At 70.0% G+C, this 23,427-nt stretch carries 18 protein-coding genes, 1 tRNA gene and 1 pseudogene; 8 read left to right on the top strand and 12 right to left on the bottom strand.

The window, feature by feature from the left end:
- Window positions 1–158: 158 nt before the first annotated feature.
- The 5 genes and pseudogenes from ABC419_RS03925 to ABC419_RS03905 all read left to right on the top strand — a co-directional run bounded on the left by ABC419_RS03925 (window position 159) and on the right by ABC419_RS03905 (window position 7,600).
- The gene (locus ABC419_RS03925) at window positions 159–869 is read left to right on the top strand and encodes a hypothetical protein (RefSeq protein ID WP_412876296.1); all 711 of its coding nucleotides are present in this window, start codon (window positions 159–161) and stop codon (window positions 867–869) included.
- Between the two features lie 111 nt (window positions 870–980).
- Window positions 981–3,839 carry a M16 family metallopeptidase gene (locus ABC419_RS03920; protein ID WP_412876297.1) on the top strand — a complete coding sequence of 953 codons (2,859 nt, stop codon included), beginning with the start codon at window positions 981–983 and terminating at the stop codon, window positions 3,837–3,839.
- Window positions 3,840–3,966: 127 nt separating this feature from the next.
- Window positions 3,967–4,707: an NYN domain-containing protein gene (locus tag ABC419_RS03915; protein WP_125900472.1), complete on the top strand. Its 741-nt coding sequence runs from the start codon at window positions 3,967–3,969 to the stop codon at window positions 4,705–4,707.
- Between the two features lie 48 nt (window positions 4,708–4,755).
- A pseudogene (gene cobT, locus ABC419_RS03910) lies at window positions 4,756–6,638 on the top strand (cobaltochelatase subunit CobT).
- On the top strand, window positions 6,635–7,600 hold the full coding sequence (locus tag ABC419_RS03905) for an esterase-like activity of phytase family protein (protein ID WP_412876298.1): 966 nt from the start codon (window positions 6,635–6,637) through the stop codon (window positions 7,598–7,600). The pseudogene cobT and the gene ABC419_RS03905 overlap by 4 nt, the downstream one beginning before the upstream one ends.
- 153 nt (window positions 7,601–7,753) lie before the next feature.
- Here the strand turns inward: ABC419_RS03905 and queG are convergent, their stop codons facing one another.
- The 3 genes from queG to ABC419_RS03890 all read right to left on the bottom strand — a co-directional run bounded on the left by queG (window position 7,754) and on the right by ABC419_RS03890 (window position 10,627).
- Entirely contained in the window at window positions 7,754–8,869 is a 1,116-nt protein-coding gene (queG, locus tag ABC419_RS03900; RefSeq protein WP_412876299.1) for a tRNA epoxyqueuosine(34) reductase QueG, read from the bottom strand.
- 26 nt (window positions 8,870–8,895) lie between these two features.
- A complete protein-coding gene (gene fzlA / locus ABC419_RS03895; protein ID WP_125900468.1) occupies window positions 8,896–9,582 on the bottom strand; it encodes an FtsZ-binding protein FzlA in 687 nt (228 codons plus the stop codon).
- 64 nt (window positions 9,583–9,646) lie between these two features.
- Window positions 9,647–10,627 carry a cation diffusion facilitator family transporter gene (locus tag ABC419_RS03890; RefSeq protein ID WP_412876300.1) on the bottom strand — a complete coding sequence of 327 codons (981 nt, stop codon included), beginning with the start codon at window positions 10,625–10,627 and terminating at the stop codon, window positions 9,647–9,649.
- A 127-nt stretch (window positions 10,628–10,754) separates the two neighbouring features.
- On the opposite strand from ABC419_RS03890, the gene ABC419_RS03885 reads away from it, so the two are divergent.
- Window positions 10,755–11,561, top strand: a complete 807-nt coding sequence (locus ABC419_RS03885) for an undecaprenyl-diphosphate phosphatase (protein WP_412876301.1) — start codon at window positions 10,755–10,757, stop codon at window positions 11,559–11,561.
- Window positions 11,562–11,706: 145 nt separating this feature from the next.
- Here the strand turns inward: ABC419_RS03885 and ABC419_RS03880 are convergent, their stop codons facing one another.
- Complete coding sequence (locus ABC419_RS03880) at window positions 11,707–12,678, bottom strand: complex I NDUFA9 subunit family protein (RefSeq protein ID WP_412876302.1); 972 nt, start codon at window positions 12,676–12,678, stop codon at window positions 11,707–11,709.
- A 144-nt stretch (window positions 12,679–12,822) separates the two neighbouring features.
- The gene (locus tag ABC419_RS03875; RefSeq protein ID WP_412876303.1) at window positions 12,823–14,487 is read right to left on the bottom strand and encodes an amidohydrolase; all 1,665 of its coding nucleotides are present in this window, start codon (window positions 14,485–14,487) and stop codon (window positions 12,823–12,825) included.
- Between the two features lie 75 nt (window positions 14,488–14,562).
- Here ABC419_RS03875 and ABC419_RS03870 point away from each other — a divergent pair, with 75 nt between their 5' ends.
- Window positions 14,563–14,994 (top strand): DUF488 domain-containing protein, encoded by a 432-nt coding sequence (locus ABC419_RS03870; RefSeq protein ID WP_412876304.1) that lies wholly within the window; start codon window positions 14,563–14,565, stop codon window positions 14,992–14,994.
- A 6-nt stretch (window positions 14,995–15,000) separates the two neighbouring features.
- On the opposite strand, the gene ABC419_RS03865 is transcribed toward ABC419_RS03870, so the two are convergent.
- The 5 genes from ABC419_RS03865 to ABC419_RS03845 form a co-directional block, all read right to left on the bottom strand.
- Complete coding sequence (locus tag ABC419_RS03865; RefSeq protein WP_412876305.1) at window positions 15,001–16,971, bottom strand: M1 family metallopeptidase; 1,971 nt, start codon at window positions 16,969–16,971, stop codon at window positions 15,001–15,003.
- Between the two features lie 52 nt (window positions 16,972–17,023).
- The gene (locus ABC419_RS03860) at window positions 17,024–18,301 is read right to left on the bottom strand and encodes a multidrug effflux MFS transporter (protein ID WP_412876306.1); all 1,278 of its coding nucleotides are present in this window, start codon (window positions 18,299–18,301) and stop codon (window positions 17,024–17,026) included.
- A 103-nt stretch (window positions 18,302–18,404) separates the two neighbouring features.
- On the bottom strand, window positions 18,405–19,526 hold the full coding sequence (locus ABC419_RS03855; RefSeq protein WP_412876307.1) for an HlyD family secretion protein: 1,122 nt from the start codon (window positions 19,524–19,526) through the stop codon (window positions 18,405–18,407).
- Window positions 19,527–19,539: 13 nt separating this feature from the next.
- A complete protein-coding gene (locus tag ABC419_RS03850) occupies window positions 19,540–21,231 on the bottom strand; it encodes an efflux MFS transporter permease (protein WP_368925155.1) in 1,692 nt (563 codons plus the stop codon).
- The gene (locus tag ABC419_RS03845; RefSeq protein ID WP_368925153.1) at window positions 21,228–21,782 is read right to left on the bottom strand and encodes a TetR/AcrR family transcriptional regulator; all 555 of its coding nucleotides are present in this window, start codon (window positions 21,780–21,782) and stop codon (window positions 21,228–21,230) included. The genes ABC419_RS03850 and ABC419_RS03845 overlap by 4 nt, the downstream gene beginning before the upstream one ends.
- Window positions 21,783–21,935: 153 nt before the next feature.
- On the opposite strand from ABC419_RS03845, the gene ABC419_RS03840 reads away from it, so the two are divergent.
- Window positions 21,936–22,154 carry a hypothetical protein gene (locus tag ABC419_RS03840; RefSeq protein WP_412876308.1) on the top strand — a complete coding sequence of 73 codons (219 nt, stop codon included), beginning with the start codon at window positions 21,936–21,938 and terminating at the stop codon, window positions 22,152–22,154.
- A gap of 7 nt (window positions 22,155–22,161) precedes the next feature.
- Here ABC419_RS03840 and ABC419_RS03835 read toward each other — a convergent pair.
- Window positions 22,162–22,246, bottom strand: a tRNA-Leu gene (locus ABC419_RS03835).
- 103 nt (window positions 22,247–22,349) lie between these two features.
- Window positions 22,350–23,357, bottom strand: coding sequence for a fumarylacetoacetate hydrolase family protein (locus ABC419_RS03830; RefSeq protein ID WP_412876309.1), 1,008 nt, complete (start codon window positions 23,355–23,357; stop codon window positions 22,350–22,352).
- Between the last annotated feature and the right edge of the window lie 70 nt (window positions 23,358–23,427).

The following is a 23,427-nucleotide window of genomic DNA, read 5'->3' as shown; positions in this document are numbered from 1 at the left end:
CTCGCCCTCCCCACCCGGTCGCTGGCGCGACCACCCTCCCCATATAGGGGAGGGAGAGGCGTTAAGGTCAGCGTACGGGCGTGTGGGTTTTCAGGGGTTTGGCGGCGGATCGGCACATCCAGCCCGCCTGGGTCGGCGCCGGTCCTATCCTTGCGCGCATGAAGGAAACCCTGGACGCCAAGCCCGCGCACTATCGCCTGTCGCGGGCGACGTGGGAGATCATTCTGGAGGCCTATCGCAACGGGGCGACCGTGCCGGAGCTGAGCGAGCGGTGGCGGGTGTCGCAGCACGCTCTGCGCAAGCGCATCACCGTCCATGGCGCGACCAAGCGCGACTGGGGCGATGCGCGGGCGCGCGAACAGGCCGAGGCGCGCGAGCGGATGCAGGTCGAACGGGCGGCGGCCGAGGCGGTCCGCGCCGAAGCCCTGTTCGCGCCGTCCGAAGGGGACGCGGACGAGACGGCGGAGGTTCTGGCCGAGACGGCGATGCGGGCCTCGGCGCGGGCCATGCGGGGACGGATGTGGGACGAGGCCAGGGCCCTGGCCCAACTGGCCGAGGCCTATGGCCGGATGGCGCAAAGGAGCGAGCGGGCGCGGGGACGCGGCGAGGTGACGCTGGACGACATTCCGCTGGAGCTAATCAAGGCGCTGGCGCTGAACCAGGATCAGTGCGCCTCCAGCCGCCTGGCGATCTGGGACGAGGCGGACCCGCATCCGGCCAAGCAGGAGTATTGGGCGGTCAACGCCGCCCAGCGCGAGGCGGGCATGGAAGAATGGCTGGCCCTGATGCGAGAGCGCAAGACGCTGCGGGATCGGGTGCGCGAACTGGAAGCGGCGGCGGGCCTGGACCCCCGCTCCGATCAAGCGTAGGCCGGACTCGCAAACATGAACAATCGTTCACATAGCGATGTGTCGCGTTGCGGCGGCCGCGCGCGCGGTTAAGGTCCGTCTCAACATGATCTGTTGGGGACTGAAAACACCATGCGCCTTGCCGCCTCTTCCGTTGCGCTCGCCGCCTTACTGGCCGTGAGCACGCCTGTTCTGGCCGCGCCCGCGGCGACCGCCTCCGCCGCCACGACGGCCGCCGCTCAGGCCGAGCCCCTGCGCGGGGCGCCGGTGTCGGAGCTGGTCGCCCGCGTCGATATTCCGTGGAAGCGCTTCCAGCTCGACAACGGCCTGACCGTGCTGGTGCATGAGGACCGCAAGGCGCCGGTGGTGGCGGTGTCGGTCTGGTACAATGTCGGATCGAAGGATGAGCCCAAGGGCTCGACCGGCTTTGCGCACCTGTTCGAGCACCTGATGTTCGGCGGGTCGGAAAACTCGCCTTCCAGCCACATCCAGACGATGAACGCGGCGGGCGCCACGGGCCTGAACGGCACGACCTGGTTCGACCGCACCAACTATTTCCAGACGGTGCCGACCCCGGCGCTGGAGTACACCCTGTATCTGGAATCCGACCGCATGGGCTATCTGCTGGGGCAGGTCAGCCAGGAGGTGCTGGATCTGCAACGCGGCGTCGTTCAGAACGAGAAGCGCCAGGGCGACAACCAGCCCTACGGCCTGACCTACTACGCCACGCTGGAAGCCCTGTTCCCCGAGGGCCACCCCTATCGCCACTCGACCATCGGTTCGATGGCCGACCTGGATTCGGCCAGCATGGAGACGGTGCGCGACTGGTTCCGTGAGAACTACGGCCCGAACAACGCCGTCCTGGTCCTGTCGGGCGACATCGACGAGGCCAAGGCCCGCGAGCTGACCCAGAAATACTTCGGCGCCATTGCGCGCGGCCCGGTCAACACCCCGGCGGCTGCGCCGGTGCCCACCCTGGCGGCGCCGGTCGAGCAGGTGCTGCACGACCGCGTGGCCCAGACCCGCATCAGCCGCACCTGGGCCGTGCCGGGCCTGGGCGATCCGGACTCCGTGCCGCTGAGCGTCGGCGCCTCGGTGCTGGGCGGCCTGGCCAGCTCGCGCCTGGACAATGTGCTGGTGCGTGACGAGCAAACCGCTTCCAGCGTCTCGGCCGGCAATCAGACCTTCCAGCGCCTGGGCATGTTCAGCTACTCCGCCATGGTCAAGCCGGGCGCGGACGCCGACGCCGTAGCTCGTCGCATGGACGCCGTCCTGGCTGACCTGATCGCCAACGGCCCGACCCAGGACGAGATCGACCGCGTGGTGACGCGCTACGCTTCGCAGCGCATCCAGGGCCTGGAAATGGCCAACGGCAAGGCCTCCGTCCTGGCCGAGGGGCAGCTCTATTCAAACGATCCGGACTTCTACAAGAAGGAGCTGGCGGCCTACGCAGCCGTGACCCCGGCCCAGGTCCAGGCCGCCATGCGCAAGTGGCTGAGCCGCCCGGTCTATAGTCAGATCGTCATGCCGGGCGAGCGCGAGGCCTATGTCGAGGCCGCCGCCGCGCCGTCCGGCGCGACCCCGGCGCCGGCCGAACCGATCCAGCGCGTGGCTCGCGACGCCGCCCCGGCCATCGGCCAAGTGTCCAACGTCGACTTCCCAGCTGTCGAGCGCGCCGCCCTGTCGAACGGCATCGAGATCGTTTACGCCCGCTCGACCACCGTGCCTGTGACCCGCGTGGCGCTGGAATTCGACGCCGGGGTCGCGGCCGACCGCGCCGATCGCCTGGGCGCCCACACCCTGATGCTGAACGTCATGCAGGAAGGCACGACGACGCGCGACTCCAAGGCCCTGGCCGAGGCGCAGGAACGCCTGGGCGCCAGCGTCTCCGTCGGCTCGTCGATGGACCGCACGGTGGCCAATCTGTCGGCCGTGACGACCAACCTGCAACCGTCGCTGACCCTGCTGTCGGACGTGGTGCGCAATCCCGCCTTCGCTCCGGCCGAGATCGAGCGCCTGCGCGCCACGCGCCTGGCCGCCCTGGCCAATGAGAAGACCCAGCCGGCGTCGATCGCCGGGCGCGCCCTGCCCCCGCTGATCTATGGCGCGAGCCATCCCTACGGCCGTTCGTTCGGCGGTACGGGCGACGAGGCGGTGATCCGCGGTCTGACCCGCGACGACCTGGCGGCCGAACACGCCCGCTGGATCCGCCCGGACAACGCCAAGCTGTTCGTGGTGTCGGACCTGCCGCTGGCCGAACTGAAGCCGCAGCTTGAGGCGGCCTTCGGAAACTGGCGCGCCCCGACCACGGCCAGGGGAACCAAGGCGTTCGACGCCGCCCTGCCCCAGACCTCGGCGCGCATCGTGCTGATCGACCGGCCGCAGTCGCCCCAGTCGCTGATCTACGGTGGCCAGGTGCTGCCGGTGTCGGGCACGGACGACCTGCTGACCCTGACCACGGCCAACACCGTGCTGGGGACGGACTTCCTGTCGCGGATCAACGCCGACCTGCGCGAGACCAAGGGCTGGTCCTACGGCGTGCGCGGCACCATCAGCCAGTTGGAGAACCGCGCGCCCTATATCGTCAACGCGCCGGTTCAGGCCAACCGCACGGGCGAATCCATCGCCGCCCTGATCAGCCAGTACGACCGTTTCCTGGGCGCTGAAGGCGTGACGGCGGCCGAGCGCGAACGCACCGTCCTGGGCGACACGCGCGCCCTATCGGGCAGCTATGAAACCTCGTTCCAGGTGCTGGGCGCCCTGCGCAGCAACGCCCTGTACGGCCGTCCGGACAACTATCAGGAAACGCTGGCGGGCCGAATCAACGGCCTAACGGCGGCCCAGATGGACGCCGCCGCCCGCGCCGCCATCAAGCCGTCCAGCTTCGTCTGGGTGGTGGTCGGCGACGCCTCGGTCGTCAAGCCACAGCTGGACGCCCTGGGCCTGCCGGTCGAGGTGCGCGCCGCCGAGGCGCCTAAGCCGGCTCAGTAAGCCGTTTCGAGCCCGTCTGAAACGACGACGGCCGGCGAGGCGACCTCGCCGGCCGTTTTCTTTGCGGTTGACCCCGAGCGCGGCCGGGGCGAGCCTTCGCGCCTCTCCTCCCCTCGCCGGAGCCTTCATGCCGACGGACGCCTTCAACCCCGCCGCCCGCGCCCCGCGCCTGGCCGTGCTGATCGACGGCGAGAACGCCTCGGCCCGGATCGCGGAGGCGCTGTTCACCGAGATCGCGACCCTGGGCGAAGCCTCGGCGCGGCGCATCTACGGCGACGCGGCCAGCCCGGCGCTGCGGGGATGGATCGACGTGCTGCCCCGCTGGGCGATCCAGTGGCAGCAGAATTTCCAGAACACCAAGGGCAAGAACTCGGGCGACATCGCCCTGGTCATCGACGCCATGGACCTGCTGCACTCGGGCCGGTTCGACGGCTTCTGCCTGGTGTCGTCGGACAGCGACTTCACCCGGCTGGCGGCGCGCATCCGCGAACAGGGCGTGCCGGTCTATGGGTTCGGCGAACGCAAGACGCCCGAGAGCTTCCGCCAGGCCTGCACCCGCTTCATCTACACCGAGAATCTGACCGGACGCGCCGCCGCCGAGGCGGGCGTGGCCGCGGCGCCGCCGGCCGAGCGCAAACCCGCCGAAGCCGTTCCCCTGATCGCCACCGCCATCACCGACATGGACGAGGACGGCGACGGCTGGGTCAACATCGGCGGCGTCGCCAACCGCCTGCGCAACACCTACTCCGACTTCGACCAACGCACCTACGGTCACGCCAAGCTGTCCGAACTGGTCCGCGCCACCGGCCGGTTCGATGTCGAGGTCGGCCCCGGCGGCGTCATGCGGGTGCGGCTGAAACCCCGGTAGGGCGCTTCGCCCTCTTCCCCTCGGCGCGCCATGGGCTATGTGTGGCGCATGGCCGCCGCAGAGACCCCCGTCGAAACCTTCAAGCGCGCATTGGCGCACGCCGCTCGAGCCCTGGCCGAACAGGCCGAGCTGGAGGTGCGCTTCGGCGGCGACGGACCCAAGCTGTCCAGCGGCGTGCTGACCCTGCCCCACCCGCCGCGCGATCCGGCCGCGCCTGAAAGCGCCGCCCTGCGTGGTCAGGCCGACCGGATGGCGCTGCGTCTGGCCAATCACGACCCGGCGCTGGACGCGCGGCTGCGCCCCGTCGACATGAACGCGGCCGAGGTGTTCGACGCCGTCGAACAGGCCCGCGTCGAGGCCGTCGGCGCGCGCGAGCTGAAAGGCGTGCGGCGCAACCTCGAGTCCGCCCTGGTCACACGGCTGGAGAAATCAGGCGCCCTGCGCGCCGAGGCGGCCCAGGTGCCGCTCGCCGAGGCGGCCGCCCTGTTGCTACGCGAACGGATGACGGGCGAGCCCGCCCCTGACGGCGCCAAAACCATGCTGGACCGGGTTCGCGCCGAACTGGAGGCCAAGGCGGGCGCCGAGCTGGACGCCCTGGCGGCCCTGGGCGACGACCAGGCGGCCTTCGGCGCGCGCATGAAGGATCTGCTGCGCGCGCTGGATCTGGACCCCGGCGACGCCGACGGCGGCGACTCGCCGAAGAGGACGGCGAGGACGACGCCGACAAGCCCGATCAGGACCGGGCGGATCAGGACGAGCAGGAAGAACAGGACGGCGGCGAGGGCGGCGACTCCCTGGACGGCACGGCCGACGACCAGTCCGCCGAGGACGAGCGCCAGGCCCGCCCCGACGGCACGCCGGGCGAACCCGACGGCGAGGGCCGGGAAGACGCCCCCGAACTGAGCGAAGGCGACCGCCCCAACCACCAGCAGACCCAGGACGACGGCCGCGCGGTCGAGGTCTATCGCGCCTTCACCACCGCCTATGACGAGGTCATCGACGCCGCCGAACTGTGCGACCCGATGGAGCTGGACCGGCTGCGCGCCCTGCTGGACGCCCAGCTGTCGACGCTGGGCAGCGTGGTCTCGCGCCTCGCCAACAAGCTGCAACGGCGGCTGCTGGCCCAGCAGAACCGCTCGTGGATGTTCGACCTTGAGGAAGGGATGCTGGACACGGCGCGCCTGACCCGCGTCATCACCGACCCGACCAGCCCTCTGTCGTTCAAGATGGAGAGCGAAAGCCCCTTCCGCGACACGGTCGTGACCCTGCTGATCGACAACTCCGGCTCGATGCGCGGACGGCCGATCATGGTGGCGGCGGTCTGCGCCGACATTCTGGCGCGGACGCTGGAGCGGTGCGGCGTCAAGGTCGAGATCCTGGGCTTCACCACCCGCGCCTGGAAAGGCGGTCAGTCGCGCGAGGCCTGGATCAGCGCCGGAAAGCCCGCCAACCCCGGCCGTCTGAATGACCTGCGCCACATCATCTACAAGGGCGCCGACGCGCCGTGGCGCCGGGCGAAGAAGAATCTGGGCCTGATGATGCGCGAGGGTCTGCTGAAGGAAAACATCGACGGCGAGGCGCTGGAATGGGCGCATGACCGCCTGCTGGCCCGGCCCGAGGCGCGCCAGATCATGATGGTCATCTCGGACGGCTCGCCCGTCGATGATTCCACCCAGTCGGCCAACGCCGCCCTCTATCTGGACAAGCACCTGCGCCAGGTGATCGAGAAGATCGAGACGCGCAGCCCAGTCGAACTGCTGGCCATCGGCATCGGCCACGACGTGACCCGCTGGTATCGCCGCGCCCTGACCATCGTCGACGTGGAACAGCTGGCGGGCGCCATGACTGAAAAGCTGGCGGAACTGTTCGAGGCCGAACCGAAGACCGTCAGCAGCAAGGGCGGACGGGTTCCGCACAAGCGCGCGGCGTGAAACGCCGCCTCTATGTCGCCGCCCTGATCTCCCTCGCCCTGGCCGCCTGCGCCGGGGCGGCGGTCACGTCCCATCCCTGGACGCCGGCGGCGACGGCCGACGGCTGGGCGCCCGCGGGCGGTTCGACCCGGCAGGTCGGCCTGGGCTGGCCGGGCGGCGCCCGACTGGCCAAGGGCGTGCGCTATGCGGGCGGGGTGCAGTTGATCGCGGCGCCCGTCTCCAGCCTGCACGGACTGTCGGACCTGAAGCTGACGGGCGACGGCGGCTTCGTCGCCGTGTCGGATTCCGGCGATCTGGTGCGCGGGCGGCTTGAACTGGATGCGGACGGGAAGTTGACGGGGCTGCACGATCTGCGGGTGCGGCGGCTGACGACCGCCGACGGTGAACCGATCGCCGATAAGGCCGCGGGCGACGCCGAGGGGCTGGCCCTGACAGACGGCGAGGTGCTGGTCAGCTTCGAGCGCGAACATCGCATCTGGAGCTATGGCCCGCTGGACGCGCTCAGCGCCCGGCCGCAGGTGCGGCCGCATCCGGCGGTCGACTTCCCGCTGAACGAAGGCCTGGAGGCGCTGGCGACGGCGCCCGACGGCTGGCGCGTCGGCGGCGAAGGCGGCGGGGTCTGGGACTGCTCGCTGGAGGGTTGCCGCCCCGTGGTCGAGCCGACGGCGCCCACTGACAGTTGGCGGCTGACCGGTCTGGAGCGCGATCCCCGCGGCGACGGCTGGTTCGCGGTGCAGCGGTCGTGGCGTCCGCCGTTCGACGTCCGCGCCCGCGTGCGCCGCATGGACGCCGACGGCGCGCTGGGGCCGGTGCTGGTCGAGCTGAAGCTGCCGGGCCTGACGGATAATTTCGAGGGGATCGCCGCCGAGACGAGGGGCGACAACGTGCGCCTCTACATCCTGTCCGACGACAACGCCAACCCGGCTCAGAAGACCCTGATGCTGGCGTTTGATGTGGAATGATCCTTCTCCCCTTGCGGGAGAAGGTGGGCGCCGCAAGGCGCTCGGATGAGGGGTGTCAACGCGACCTTCAGACAATGAGGCCGGGGCGTGTCCGACCTTCAAGCCTCCCGCAAACACCCCTCATCCGTCAGGCTGCGCCTGCCACCTTCTCCCTCAAGGAGAGAAGGACCATTCCTGTTTGACCTCTTCGTCCGTTTCCTGCCGTAGCCGCGCCGCGCGCTCGGCCGCGAACCGTTCCGGCGAAAGACGCGACAGCGCCCAGATCGCCCCGCCGCGCACCACGGGGGCGGGGTCGTCCAGCAGGGCTTCGACCGGCGCGATCAGCGCAGCGTCCCCGGAATTGCCCGCCGCATACAGGGCATTGCGAATGAACCGGTCGCGGCCGATGCGCTTGACCGGGCTCTTGGTGAACAGGGCGCGGAAGGCGGGGTCGTCCAGCGCCAGCAGGTCCGCCAGCGGCGGCGACTTCAGCGCGTCGCGGGCCTGCAGCCGCGCCTCCGAGGCCTCCTGCGCGAACTTGTTCCACGGACAGGCGGCCAGACAGTCGTCGCAGCCGTAGATGCGGTTGCCCGTCGCCGTGCGGAACTCGCGCGGCCAGGCGCCCGCATATTCGATGGTCAGATAGGAGAGGCAGCGCCGGGCGTCGATCTGGAACGGCGCCGGAAAGGCCTGGGTCGGGCAGGCGTCCAGACAGGCGGTGCAGCGGCCGCAATGCTCGACCTCGGCCTCGTCCGCTTCGATCTCGGCGGCGGTCAGTATAGTCCCCAGGAACAGCCAGTTGCCGTGGGTGCGGCTGAGCAGATTGGTGTGCTTGCCCTGCCAGCCAAGCCCTGCCCGCTGGGCCAGCGGCTTCTCCATCAGAGGGGCGGTGTCGACGAAGACCTTGACCTCCCGACCCAGCCGCGCGGCGATCTGGCCGGCCAGGATCTTCAGCCGCCCCTTGATGACCTCATGATAGTCGTCGCCGCGCGCATAGACGGAGATATAGCCCGCCGAGGCGTCCTTCAGCTCGGGCCGGGGGTCTTCGTCGGGGCCGTAGTTCATGCCCAGGACGATGGCGGTCTTCGCCCCGTCCCACATGGCGGTGGGGTGGGCGCGGCGCTCCAGCGTCGTCTCCATCCAGCCCATGTCGCCGTGACGGCCCGCATCGACGAAATGGGCCAGCTTCTCGCCTGCGCTCCACGGATCGCTGGCCGAGGCGAAGCGGCACACGCCGAAGCCCAGTTCGGCGGCGCGCTGTCGGATGAAGATGCGGGGATCGGCCGCCATGAGGGGCGCTTTAGCCCTGTGAGGCCTCAGAAGTCGAGGTCGGCGTACCAGGGCGCCGGATGCACGCCGGGGAAGCGGTCGCCCAGAAGCGGACGGAAACAGGGGCGCGACTTCAGCTTGGAATACCACAGCTTCAGCGACGGCCAGGACGCCCAGGCGATCTCGCCGAAATAGTCCAGCACCGACAGATGGCCCGCCGCGATCAGGTCGGCCTGGCTGAGACGGCGCCCGGCCAGCCATTCGCGGCTCGACGCCAGCGGCTCCAGCACCGTCAGATGGCTTTTCAGCGCCTCGCGGCCTTCGCGCAGCATGCGGGCGTCGGGCGGTCCCAGGCGCAGCAGAGGCTTCTCCATCCGCTCATGCAGCAGGACGGCGTCCACCTCGTCGGTGAAGCGGCGGCTGAACCAGGTCGCCAGACGGCGCGCCTCGGCGCGTTCGGCCGCATCGGCGGGCAGCAGGAAGTCGCCCTTGGAACGGTCTTCCAGCCAGCCCAGGACGGCGTCCAGTTCGCACAGGGTCAGCGGCCGGTTCTTCTCGGTCGTCGTCAGCACCGGCGGCATGCCGGAGGGGTTCAGCTCGAACAGGGGGCAGTCGTCCTCCCACGGACGCACCGCCTCCTCGCCATACTCGACCTTGGCCTCGCCCAGCGCCAGCCGCGCCGTGCGCGAAGCCGGATGAAAGGCGAAATGATAGAGGACGGCGGGCGTGGACATCGTCCGCCTTCATGCGCCCGCGCGCGTTAAGGCTCCGTTTACCGCGCGCGATTGTCGCAGGGGGTCAGGACCAGGGGCCGCTGCGGGCCACAGGCGCGTCGGGCGCGGTCGATTCCGGCGCCGTCGGGCGGGGCGGAGTGAAGGCGCCGCCGTGCGGCTCGGCCGCGCCGCGCGGGTCGGCGTGGATCAGGATGTCGGCGTGGGGAAAGGCCTTCAGCACCCGCTTCTCGGCGTCCAGGATGATGTCGTGCGCGGCCTTGAGGCTGAGCTCGGGGTCCAGGTCGACGTGCATCTGCACCATCAGGGCCTGACCGGCCATGCGGGTGCGCAGCTGGTGGACGTTGGCGATGCGGGGGTCTTCGGTCACGGCGGCGACGATGGCGGCGCGCTCCTCGTCCGAGGCGGCCTGGTCCAGCAGGTGGCCGGCCGCGCCCTTCAGCAGATTGATCGCGCCCCAGGCCAGCCAGACCGCGACCACCAGGCCCGCCGCCGCGTCCAGCCCCGGCGCCTTGAGGAAGGCGCCCGAGATCACCCCGATCAGCACCACGACGCTGGCGGCCAGGTCGGCGACGTAGTGGGCGCGGTCGCCCGCCACGGCCAGGGAGCCGGTCTTCTTCATCGCCCGCGTCTGCATCCACACCAGGCCCGCCGTGACGGCGATGGACAGGACGACCACGCCGACGGCCCAGCCGCCCGAGGTGACGGGGCGCGGGTCGAAGATGCGCTGCACCGCCTCCCAGCCGATGAAGACGCCGGACGCCAGCACCATGCCCGCCTGCACCAGGGAGGCCAGGCCCTCGGCCTTGCCGTGTCCATAGCGATGGTCGTCGTCGGGCGGGGCGGCGGCCCAGCGCACGGCGAAGAAGGTCGCCAGCGACGCGATCAGGTCCAGCGTCGAATCCGCCAGGCTGGCCAGGATGGAGACCGAGCCGGACGCGCCCAGGGCGAAGGCCTTCATGACGATCAGCAGGACCGCCGTCGCCACCGACAAGGTGGTGATCCGGCGCGTGGTCTCATGGGCGGCGTCGAGGGGAGAGGCGGTCATTTCCCTGCCCTTGTCGCCCAAAACAGCGCCCGCGCCAATGGCGGCGGCGGGGCTGGGACGCTAAGGAGAGGGGACGGGACGCCGCAGGGCGCAGCGCGCCCGACGTAAAGATCGAGACGGAGCATTCATGGCGGACTGGCTGACGGCGATCCTTCTGGGTCTGGTCGAAGGGTTGACCGAGTTCATTCCGGTGTCGTCCACCGGCCACCTGCTGCTTCTGGGGCATTTCCTCGGCTTTGAAAGCACCGGCAAGACGTTCGAGATCGTCATCCAGCTGGGCGCCCTGCTGGCCATCATCAGCGTCTATCTGAAGCGGTTGTGGTTCCTGGCGACGCGCTGGCCCTTCGACCCCGAAGCGCGGCGCTTCCTGATCGGCCTGCTGGTCGCCTTCGCCCCCGCCGTGGTGATCGGCTTCCTGGCCTACGGCTTCATCAAGACGGTGCTGTTCGAGACGCCGCTGGTGATCTGCGTCGCCCTGATCATCGGCGGGGTGCTGCTGCTGTGGCTGGACCGGATGAACAAGGTTCCGGCCTATCTCGATGCGGACCGCTATCCCTTCCGCGTCTATTTCCTGATCGGCCTGTTCCAGTGCCTGGCCATGATCCCCGGCGTGTCGCGCTCGGGCGCCACCATCGCGGGCGGCCTGCTGCTGGGCACGGACAAGCGGTCGGCGGCCGAGTTCAGCTTCTTCCTGGCCCTGCCGACCATGGGGGCGGCGGTCTTCTATGATCTGTTCAAGAACCGCGACGTGCTGGATTTCAGCGACCTCGGTCTGATCGCCATCGGCTTCATCGCCGCCTTCGTCTCGGCCCTGGCTGTGGTGCGCTTCCTGCTCGACTTCGTGTCCAAGCGCGGCTTCGGCCCCTTCGCCTGGTGGCGCATCGTGGTCGGCGTCGTCGGCATCATCGGCCTGGGCGTGACGGGCGCGCTGTAGAATCGATAACCCTAAGCCGTCATCCTCGGGCTTGACCCGAGGATCGGGCTGACCATCGGCAGGGCGCATGAAGTCGAGAGCGCGCGTCTTCACTCGATCCTCGGGTCAAGCCCGAGGATGACGGAGGCAGGAAGACGCGCCGAAGTCAGGCGGCGGGGCTTTCGGCGTACTGGCCGCCGTCGCGGTAGCGCCACAGATAGCTCGGCGCGATGGCTTCCAGCCCCGAAGGCTCGACGCCTAGGTCGGCCAGGCCCTTGGCGCCCGGCGCCACGACGTTGTCGCTCTCCAGCAGCACCACCTGATCCCTGGTCAGGGCCGGAGCCAGGCCGATCATGGCCGGGATCTGAGCCAGCGAGCCGATCAGGCGCGCGACCGGGAAGGGCAGCGGCAGAAGGATGTTCCTGCGGTTGGTCTCGCGCAGGATGAACTTCAGGATGTCCTCGAAGGTCCAGACCGACGGGCCGCCCAGCTCATAGGTCTCGCCCTCGGCTTCGGGGGCGACGGTCGCGCGGGCGACGGCCTCGGCGGCGTCGGCGACGTAGACGGGCTGGAACTTCGTCTGGCCGCCGCCGATCAGCGGCAGGACCGGCGACCAGCTGGCCATGGCGGCGAAGCGGTTCAGGAACTGGTCGCCCGAGCCGAAGACGATCGACGGGCGCACGATCACTGCGCCGGGGAAGGCGGCGCGCACGGCGGCCTCGGCCTCGCCCTTGGTGCGGGCGTAGTCGGCCTTGCCGTTGGCGTCGGCGCCCAGGGCCGAGATATGGGTCAGACGCTTGGCGCCCGCCGCCCTGGCCGCCTCGGCGACGTTGGTCGCGCCCTCGACGTGCAGGGTCTGGAACTTGCGGCCGCCGGTCTCGAACAGGATGCCGACCAGGTTGATCACGGCGTCGGCGCCGCGGACGGCCTGCGCCACCGCAGCCTTGTCGGTGATGTCGCAGCGCACGACCTGAACCTGGCCGACGTCGCCGGCCATGTGCAGCACGGGCGCGCTCTTGGCGTTGCGCGCGGCGACGCGCACGCGCCAGCCGCGACGGGCCAGGGCGCGCACGACCTGGGTTCCGATGAAGCCCGAGCCTCCGAACACGGTGACCAGACCGGGGGCGAAATCAGCCATCTCAGACGCTCCAACGCCAAGCCCCGGCCGCAGACGCAGCCGGAGGCGAAAATCTCATGGGCGGGGCTTAACCGAAGCGGCCCCGCCCCGCAACGAGAAGGGGCGGGATTCCGCCCTGCCCGCCTGCCCGATCAGTCGGCCCCCTCAGTCCGCCCGGTGGACGATCCGCCCGCCCACGACCGTCAGCACGGCCCGGCCCTTGGGGATGTCGGCGGCGGGGACGGTCATCAGGTCGATGTCGAAGGCGGTGAAGTCGCCGCGCTTGCCCACCGCGATGGTGCCCAGCTCATTCTCGCGGAAGCTGGCGTAGGCGGGCCACAGGGTGAACATCTTCAGCGCCGTCGCCCGATCCACCGCTTCGTTCGGACGCCAGTCGGGCCCCTGGAAGCCGCTCAGATCGCGGCGCGCCACGGCGGCGTAGAACTCGATCAGCGGATCGCCGCGCTCGACCGGCGCATCCGAGCCGCCGACCACGATCACCCCGCGATCCACCAGCGTATGCCAGGCGTAGGCCCCGTCCAGCCGCGCGTCGCCCAGGCGGTCGGCGGCGAAATGCAGGTCGCCGATGGCGTGGCTGGGCTGCATGGAGGCGATGATCGGCAGTTCGTCGAAGTAGTGATAGTCGCCCGGCCGGATGATCTGGGCATGCTCGATGCGCCAGCGCGGATCGGCCAGCTTCCACTCGGCCTTCGGCACGGCGCGCAGGGCTTCTTCATACCAGGCGGCGACGTCGTGGTTGCCCTGGTCGCCGATGGCGTGGGTGGCGATCTGGACGCCGGTGCGCAGCGCCTCCTGATACAGGGGCATGACCTCCTCGCGCGAGGTGCGCATCAGGCCGGTGGTGTCCGGGCGATCCGAATAGGGCTCGAACAGCTTGGCCCCGCGCGAGCCCAGGGCGCCGTCGGCGTAGAATTTGATCGCCCGCGTGATGACCAGGCCGTCGCCCGCGTCGCGCGGACCGCCCGCCATCAGGGCGCGTGCGTCGCCCATGTCGATGTTGTTGTAGACGCGGGCCGTGGCCTCGCCGTCGCGCGCCATCTGTTCCAGCAGGGGCACGTCCTTCCACGGCGCGCTCATGAAGTGGATGCCGGTCCAGCCGTAGCGGGCGTAGACGTCGAAGCCCGCGCGATAGGCCGCGCGCGTGGCCGCCGCATCGGCCTGCGGCGCCAGGCCCGCGATCAGATCGCCCGAAGCGTCGATCAGCAGGCCCGTCGGCCGGCCGTCCGGTCCCTTCACAATGTCCCCGCCCGAGGGCGAGGGCGTCGAGCCGTCGATCCCCGCCGCCTTCATCGCCGCGCTGGACACGGCCACCGCATGGCCGTCGGCGCGGGTCAGCATCACGATCCGGCCCGGCGCGGCAGCGTCCAGGTCGGCGGCGGTCAGGAAGCGTTTCTCGGGCCAATGGGTCTCGATCCAGCCGCGGCCGACGATGACGCCCTCGGGATGGGCCTCGGCCCAGGCGCGGAGCCTCTGCATGGCCTCGACGACCGAGGCGGAGCCTTCCAGGTTCAGCGTCGTCTCGCGCCAGCCGATGCCGTCCAGGTGGGCGTGGCCGTCGGTAAAGCCGGGGAACAGCGCCGCCCCCTTCAGGTCCACCACCTCCAGCCCCTCGGGCGAGGGCGCGCCGTTCGCCGCGCCGACATAGGCGATGCGCCCGTCGCGCACGACCACCACCTCGGCGGTCGGCCGGGCTTCGTCGCCGGTATGGATCGGCCCGCCCCGGATCAGCAGATTCTGGGCGTAGGCCGCGGGCGCGGCCGCCAGCATCAGGGCGGCGGCCAGGGACAGGGTCTTCAGGGTTCGGATCATCAGCGCCTCCAGTCGCGGCGCAGGGGAGCCGCAGCCGGGCTTGGCGTCAAGCGATCCTGCGCGCATCATCGCCGCATGAAGCTGTTCACCATCGGCTATGAAGGCGCGACGCAGGCCCAGGTCATCGACCGGCTGAAGGCGGCGGGGGTCGAACTGGTCGCCGACGTGCGGGCGGTCGCCTCGTCGCGCATCGCGGGCTTTTCCAAGACCGTCCTGGGCGAAAGCCTGAAGGCCGAGGGGCTCGACTATCTGCAACTGCGCGCCCTGGGCACGCCCAAGGCCGGGCGCGACGCGGCGCGCAAGGGCGACGCCGCGACCATGCGCGCCGTCTTCAGCGCCCATATGCAGGAGCCGGACGCCGAGGCCGCCTTCCAGCAGTTGCGCCATGCGGTGGGCGAACGGCGCGTCGCCCTGCTGTGCTTCGAGGCCGACGCCTGCGGCTGCCACCGCTCCATCCTCGCAGACCGGCTGGCGCGCGAGGACGGGGCGGAGGTGACGAACCTCTAGGCGGTCTTACGGACGCCCCACCACCTGATCGACCGAGTTGCTGGTGACCGGGTGATACAACGGCCGGGCCTTGGCGTAGATGCGCGTGGCGATCGGGCGGCCCCAGGCGCCTTCGGCCCACAGGGTCTGGAACAGCGGCAGGACGAATTTGCGCCGTCCCTGGCTGGTCAGGAAGCGGTCGGCCACAGCTACGGCGGGCTCGTAGCGGTTGGCCAGGGCGGCTTGCAGCCAGGCGAAGACCAGTTCTGCGTTGCCTTCGCGGTCCAGCTTCAGCGTGCTTTCCAGATCAGCCAGCTGGGCCGGGCTCAGCCAGTCGGCGCCCGCCGCCAGCCCCTCGGGCCGCCACGACAGGAAGCGCAGGCGCTGCTGGGTGTTCCAGTCCTTCCACGGCACGGCCGAGGCCGGGCCCTTGGCGACGTAGAAGGCGCGCGCGGCCGCATCGACCGGCTCGAAGGCGTGCGACACCGGCGCCTGGACGTTGGACGGCAGGCCCGGTTCATAGACCCAGGCGTTCAGCTGCAGCCTCTGTTCCAGGGCCGCGTCGCCCTTGATCAGGTGCGCGCGGATGTCCTCCAGGAAACGCTCCGACGTCATCGGCCGCCAGGCGTTGCGCTCGAAATAGCCGCGCAGCCAGGCATCGAACTTCTCGCGCCCGGCGATCTGTTCGATGGTCCGCAGGAAGGCGGCGCCCTTGTCATAGGCGATGGTGTTCATGCCGTCATCGGGATCGCGCCCGGTCAGCTCCAGATGCAGGCGGGTGTCGGCCGGGGCCAGCGCCTTCAGCTCGTCCTGCAGCCCGCCCCAGGCCAGAACCTGCTCCTGCACGGCGGCGTCGCGGCCGTAGACGGCCTCCATGATCCGGTTCTCGAAATAGGAGGTGAAGCCCTCGTTGAGCCAGAAGTCGTCCCAGGTGGCGTTGGTCACGAGGTTGCCCGACCAGCTATGCGCCAGCTCGTGCGCCACCAGCGAGACCAGCGAGCGGTCCCCGGCGATGATGGTCGGGGTGGCGAAGGTCAGCATGGGGTTCTCCATGCCGCCGAAGGGGAAGCTGGGCGGCAGGACCAGCAGGTCGTAGCGGCCCCAGCGATAGGGGCCGTACAGGGCCTCGGCCGCGTCCACCATCTCGGCGGTCGGCTGAAGCTCGTGCGCCGAGGCCTGAAGCTGGCTCGGCTCGGCCCAGACGCCGGTGCGCTCGTCGAACGGAGCGAAGGCCAGGTCGCCGACGCCGATGGCGATCAGATAGGGCGGGATCGGGTTGTCCAGCTTGAAGCGCCAGGCCTTGGTCCCGGCGCTGGCCGCCTCGCCCTTCGGCGTCAGCTGCTCGGCCGACATGACGACGGTCAGATCGGCGGGGGCGGTGATGCGGGCGCTGTAGGACTGGCGGATGCCGGGACTGTCCTGGGTCGGAATCCAGGTGCGGGTCAGGATCGCCTGGCCCTGGCTGAACAGATAGGGCTTCTGGCCGCCCGCCGTCTGCTGCGGGCTGAGCCACTGCAGGGCCGAGGCGTCGGGGCGGGTGGAATAGTCGACGACGATCTTCTGCGTCTCGCCGCCCTGGAAGGCCGGGATGCGCACGGTCAGGGGCTGGCCCTTGATCGGATCAGACGCGCCCAGGCTCCATTGCAGGGCGCGGCCCTGGGCGTCGGTCACGCCCTTGATGTCCAGCATCTTGGCGTCCAGCACCACCTCGGTCGCGCCGGGACGGCCGGTCACGTCCAGCGTCGCCTTGCCCGCCAAGGTCTTGGCGGCGAAGTCGGCGGCCAGGTCCAGGTCGACGTGCGTCACCCGCGCCTCGGCCGGGCGGGCGTAGGAGTGGGCGTCGTTGACGTAGTCGGTCGCGGGGGCCGGCGTCGGCGCGGCGGGGACCAGAGGAGTCATGGGGGTGATCTCTCCGGTCGTGGCGCAGGCGCCCAGGGACGTGGCGAGGGCGGCGGCGAGGGCAAGGGCGGAAACCCGCCCGACCAGCTTCAGGGTCATCGAACGCTCCGTATTCAGATGCGCCCGAAAAGGCCCCCTCGCGCCCGAAAGATCAAGCCTTTGCTGCGGGCGGCGGCAGGTGTTGCGCCTTGAACAGCCGCCCCTTCTCGGCCGCCAGCACCAGCGCCAACGCCGCGACGCCCAGCAGGACGAAGCCCACGGTCATCGGCACGGTCGAACCGTCGAACTGCTGGCCGATGGCGAAACCCAGCAAGGCGCCGCCGATCGAGGAGATGAAGCCCTGGGCCGAGGAGGCCGTGCCCGCGATATGGCCCATCGGCTCCATGGCCATGGCGCCGAAATTGCCGGCGATGAAGCCGAAGCAGAACATCTTGCAGGCCTGCAGTGCGGCGAACATCCACAGGCTGTCGTGGCCCAGCCAGGCGATCACGGCGTGCAGGGCGCTGAAGCCGATGAAGCCGATCAGGGCCGTATGCGCGATCAGGCGCGAGCCCAGCTTCTCGACCAGGCGGGCGTTCAGGATCGAGGCCACGGCGATGCCCGCCGCCACCAGGGCGAAGACGACCGGGAACAGGCCCGGCGCCTTGAACACGTCGAAGAAGATCTGCTGCGAGGAGTTGATGAAGCCGAACAGCGCCCCGCTGATGACCGTCATGGCCAGGGTGTAGCCCATGCCCTGGCGGCTGGCCAGGGCGAAGCGGAAGGCGCCGGCGATGCGGCCGAGATTGATCGGCATGCGGTCCTCGGCGTGCAGGGTCTCGGGCAGGCGCAGTCCCGCCCAGATCATGAAGGCGCCGCCCGCCAGGGCGAAGACGCCGAAGATCCACGGCCAGGGCGCGACCAGCATGATCATCTGTCCCACGGCGGGCGCCAGGATGGGCACGCCCAGGAAGACCAGGAAGCTCAGCGACATGACGCGCGCCATGGTCCGCCCGGCATAGCGGTCGCGCACGATGGAGACGGCCAGCACCCGCGTCGCCGCGGCCCCGATCCCCATGCCGACCCGCGACAGGATCAGCATGTCGAAGGTGTGGGCGAAGGCGGCCAGCACGCTGAAGGCGACGTAGATCCCGATGCCCGCGAACAGGGCCGGACGGCGACCGTATCGATCCGACAACGGGCCGTAGAGCAACTGCGCCACGCCGAAGCCCAGCAGATAGGCGGTGATTACCCACTGGCGGCTGTTCTCATTGGTCACGCCCAGGTCTTCGCCGATGTGGGGCAGGGCCGGCAGCATGGCGTCGATCGCCAGGGCGTTCAGCGCCATCATCACGGCGATCAGGCAGACGAATTCGGCGAAGCCCGGCCCCTTGGCGGGAAGCGACGGCTTGGCCTCGATCTCGGCGGGCGGGGTCGGGGCTCGGGTCATGGAGAGCAGATGTAGCCTGCGACAGGCTGACGCAACCCTGCAAAGGTGAAGTTTTTCGCGCTGCAACAATAAGTCAGGCGATGAGCGGGACCGGAAGCGGAGCCTAGTCCTTCACCTGAATCCGCGCCGTCACCGACATGCCGGGCGACAGACGCTCGACGCCTTCCTGCCCCGGATCGACGGCGATGCGGACGGGGATGCGCTGGGCCACCTTGGTGAAGTTGCCGGTGGCGTTGTCGGGACGGATCACGCTGAACTCCGAGCCGGTGGCGGGCGAGATGCGCTCGACCTTGCCGGTCAGGACGCGGCCGCCCAGGGCGTCGACGGTGATCTTGACCGGCTGGCCCACGCGCACGTCGCGCATCTGGTTCTCCTTCATATTGGCCGTGACCCAGACGACGTCAGGGACCAGGGCCGTCATCTGCGTGCCGACCGCCACCTGCTGGCCCTGACGCATGGAGATCTCGCCCAGACGGCCGTCGCGCGGCGCCTCGATGCGGGTATTGTCCAGGTCGATCTGGGCCAGACGCACCTGGGCGCGGGCGTTCTCGACGGCGGCCTCCAGCGAGCCGCGGCTGACCACGGCCGAGGTCACGCCGGTCTGGGCCACGTCCTCGGCGGCGCGGGTTTCGGCCAGTTGGGCCTCGGCGGCGCGCAGGGCGTTCTGGGCCACGTCGACCTGGGCCTGGGCGACCCAGCCGCCCTCGAACAGGGTGCGCACGCGCGTCGCATCGGCGCGGGCCTTGGTCACGGCCGACTGAGCGGCGGCGATGGCGGCGCGCGTCTGGGCCACCGATCCGCGCGCCGAGGCCTGGCTCTGGGCCGAGTTGGCCAGGGCCGCCTCGGCCGAGTGCAGCGACGCCTGCGCCTGCTCCAGCCGCTGGCGATAGATGCGGTCGTCGATGGTGGCCAGCAGCTGGCCCTGCTTCACCGTCTGGAAGTCCTGCACCTCGACCGAGGTGACATAGCCGCTGACCTGGGGGCTGATGATCGTCACCTGGCCGCGCACATAGGCGTTGTCCGTCGTCTGCGGTCCGCCCGAGAACGGCGGCAGGCCCCAGGCGTGCAGGATCAGTCCGGCCCCGATCAGGGCGATCACGCCCAGGACCACGCCCCACATCATCCGCCGCTCCTTGGAGACGAGAGGCGGGGGCGCGGCGGGCGACGGCGCCGGAGCCGGAGCTTGGGCGGGAGGCGGCGGGGCGGAGGGGGAGGCGTCGGTCATGGTCGTATCCGGTTCACTCGGCGGACGGCGCAGGCGCTTGGCTCGCCTGGGCGGCGTCGCGACGGCGGGCGCACAGCGCCTCGATGCGGGGGCGGTAATGGTTGACGGCGACCCAGACGGCGCCGACGGCGGCCACCACGGCGATCATCAGGAAGACGTCGTTGTAGGCCAGCACTTGGGCCTGTTGGCTGACCTGCTGGTGCAGCAGGCGCAGGGCCGCGCCCTGGCGCAGGGCCGGGTCGTCGATGACATGGGCGTAGGCGCCGCCCAGCTGTTGCAGCCGCTGCACCGTCTCGGGATCGCCCAGGCCGATGCTCTCGGCCAGCTGGTTGGAATGGAACTTCTCGCGCAAGGTCTGGACGGTGCCGATCAGGGCCGAGCCCATCAGGCCGCCGACGTTCTGACACAGGGAGAAGAAGATGATGAAGCTGATGAAGCTCTTACCGCCGCCCTGCAGCACCTTGCCGAAGCCGATGATCATCGTCGGCCCGATGAAGAAGGCGGCGGCGAAGGCCAGCAGGGCCTGGCTGACGTACAGCTCGCCCGGCCGCGTCAGCACGGTGGCGTGGCTGTCCAGATAGGCGCCCAGGGCGATGAGGCCCAGCGCGATGGAGATCGGCTTCCACAGCTTGGTCGGGTTCAGGGTGAAAGCGCTGACCAGCGACCCCGCCGCTGTGGCCGCCAGCATGACCCAGAACAGGTCGTGCATCTGGTCGTTGCCCAGCCCCATCTGCTGCAGGAAGCCGACCGCGCCGGTCGTCTGTTCCGACAGCACGATCCGCACCAGCAGGATGGCCAGCATCAGCCGCACGATGTCGCGCCCGGCCAGCCAGCGCAGGTCGATCAGGGGGTTGGCGCGGTTGTATTCATGGATGGCGGCGGCCGACAGCAACAGGACGGCGGCGGCCAGGGCCCAGCCGACCCACGGCGCCTCCAGCCACCAGACGATCCGCCCCAGGCCCAGCACGGCGCTGAGCAGCGCCATGCCCGGCGCGAACAGGGCGAAGGTGATGAAGTCCTGCGGCTCGAAGCTCTTGATGCGCTGGGCGGGCGGCATCTTCAGGGCGAAGACGGCGGCCAGCGTCACCAGCACCAGCCCGACCTCGAACATGTAGAAGGCCCGCCACAGGTCGCGGTCCAGCAGGGTCGTCAAACCCAGCCGCGCCATGGGGATGGCCAGGCTGGACAGGCCGACGCCCAGGATGATGCTTTTCAGGCGGTGCTGCGCCGGGAAGGCCTGGATGATGTAGAGGATGCCCAGGGTCGTCATGCCCGCGGCCGCGACCCCCGCGACCGCGCGAACCACCAGGGTGGAGACGAAGTCCTGCAGGAACAGGTGCGCCAGGGCTGCGGCCAGGAAGACGATCAGCACGATCTCGGCGAACAGCCGCAGGCCGTATTGCAGGCGGAACTTGACCAGCAGCAGGTTCATGCTCGCATTGGTCATGACGAAGATGACCGGCAGCCAGGCCGCCTCGGCCAGGGTCACGCCCAGCGATCCCGCCAGTTGCGGCTGGCTGGCCGTCACCGCCGCATTGCCCAGACTGCCGGTCAGAGTGACCAGGGCGCCGACCAGGCCATAGGCCAGACGCCAGGGCATGGCGTGGTCCGGCGTGGACGGCGAGCCGGGCATGACCGGCCGCTCGTGCGGCTTCAGCGTGGCGAAGAAATCCTCCCACGGCAGATTCCAGTGATGGCGGCTCATGCGCGGGCCCCGCCTTGCGGGCGCACCATGTCCAGCGCCAGCTCCAGCGAGCGGCGGCTGAGGGCGATGCGATCCTCGGGCGAGACGACCGCCCGCGACGGCGCCCCCAGCATCAGGGCCAGGACGCGAATGTCCTCGACCGTCAGGTCGGGCCGCACCCGCCCCGCCGCCTGGGACACGGCCAGGGCCTCGGCCCCGGCTTCGCGCACGCCCTGGCGCACCGGCTCCATCGCCTCGACCTTCAGGTCACGGATGAGCGCGGACAGGCCGGCGCTGGTCATCATCAGGGCGACCAGCTGTTCCAGGAACCACAGGAAGGCGTCGGGATCATCCAGCCGCGCGCGCGTGCGGCGGCCCAGATCCTCGATCTGCTCGACGAAGATCGCCAGCACCAGCGCCGACCGATCGGCGAAGTTTCGATACAACGTCGCCCGCCCCACGCCGGCCTTTTCGGCGATCAGGTGCAGGGGCACGTCCAGCCCGTCGCGCGCAAAGGCCTCCTCGGCCGCCTTCAGCAGCCTTTCGCGGCGTTCCGCGGCGTCTTGTCGCAAGGGACGGTTCATGAGGCGCTAAGTGGACACTTGTGTCCGGTTGTTCAAGAGGCATTCGTCTCTTGAATGCGCAAGACGCGCGCAAGCTGCGCCGCGACGGCCCGCAAGGCGCATCGCCGTGCTACACGGGGGCCGTAGGGATGGAGGATGAGGATGCCGGATCGTATCTGGAAGGTTCTGGCGGTCATCGGCGTCAGCGTGACGCTGTCAGGCTGCTATTCCTGCTCGCTCAACGGCGGCTGGGAAGGGCAGATGAACCCGTTCTGCGTCGAGAGCGATGGCCTGGTGGGCGGCGTCGCCGTGGCGGCGCGTTCGCAGGATACGGCGGCGAAAGAGGTCGCATCCGGGGAGAGCCGCGCTCGGATCCCCTAGAAGGCCCTGGTGCCGGTGGTCGGACTCGAACCGACACTCCTTGCGGAACCGGATTTTGAGTCCGGCGCGTCTACCAATTTCACCACACCGGCACGGCTAGGCTCAAGGCGGCGCAATCTAGCGGCGGCGAAGCCTCCGTCAATCGGTGAAGCGCCGCCGCCGCCAGTTTTTATCGGATGAGGGAGGCCTGAAGGCTCAGGCCACCGCCACCGTCTGTTCGATGGCGCCGAACAGGGTGTGGTGCTTGTCGTCCAGCATCTCGATGCGGACGGTGTCGCCGTGCTTGAGGAAGGGGGTCTTGGCCGCGCCGGTCTGGATGGTTTCGACCGTGCGGATCTCGGCGATGCAGGAATAGCCCAGGCCGCCTTCGGACACCGGCTTGCCGGGGCCGCCGTCGGCGTCCTTGTTCGACACCGTGCCCGAGCCGATGATCGTCCCAGCGCCCAGGGCGCGGGTCTTGGCCAGGTGGGCGATCAGCGTGCCGAAGTCGAAGGTCATGTCGACGCCCGCGTCGGCCTTGCCGAAGTCCTGGCCGTTGACCTGAACCAGCAGCGCGCCCGACAGCTTGCCGTCCTTCCAGCGATCGCCAAGCGCATCAGGCGTGACGAAGACCGGCGACAGGGCGCTGGCCGGCTTGGACTGGACGAAGCCGAAGCCCTTGGACAGTTCGGCAGGGATCAGGTTGCGAAGAGAGACGTCGTTGACCAGGCCGACCAGACGGATCGCCGCCAGGGCCTCTTCCCGCGTCGCGCCCAGCGGCACGTCGCCGGTCACGACCACGATCTCGGCCTCCAGGTCGCAGCCCCAGGCCTCGTCCTTCAGCGGGATAGCGTCGCGCGGCGACAGGAAGCCGTCGGAGCCGCCCTGATACATCAGCGGGTCGGTCCAGAAGCTCTGCGGCATCTCGGCGCCGCGCGCCTTACGCACCAGCTCCACGTGGTTCACATAGGCCGAGCCGTCCGCCCACTGATAGGCGCGCGGCAGGGGGGCGGCGGCGTCGCGCTCGTGGAAGCGGCCGCGCGGCACGCCTTCGTGCTCCAGGCTTTCGGCCAGGGCGCGCAGCAGCGGCTCGCACCGCTCCCAGTCATCCAGCGCCGCCTGCAGCGTCGGGGCGATCAGGAAGGCGTCCGTAAACCAGTTCAGGTCGTTGGAGACGACGACGAGGCGGCCGTCACGGCCGTGCTTGAGCGAGGCGAGTTTCATGAGAAGAGGCTAGTCTTGAGAGCGAAGCTTGGAAAGCGGATTGAGCGAAGATCAACGCATGAAGACGCCG

It is taken from the genome of Brevundimonas phoenicis (assembly GCF_047237745.1).
Taxonomy (GTDB): domain Bacteria; phylum Pseudomonadota; class Alphaproteobacteria; order Caulobacterales; family Caulobacteraceae; genus Brevundimonas.
Note: the sequence above shows the minus strand (reverse complement) of the source record. Positions and strands in the feature narration are given on the sequence as shown.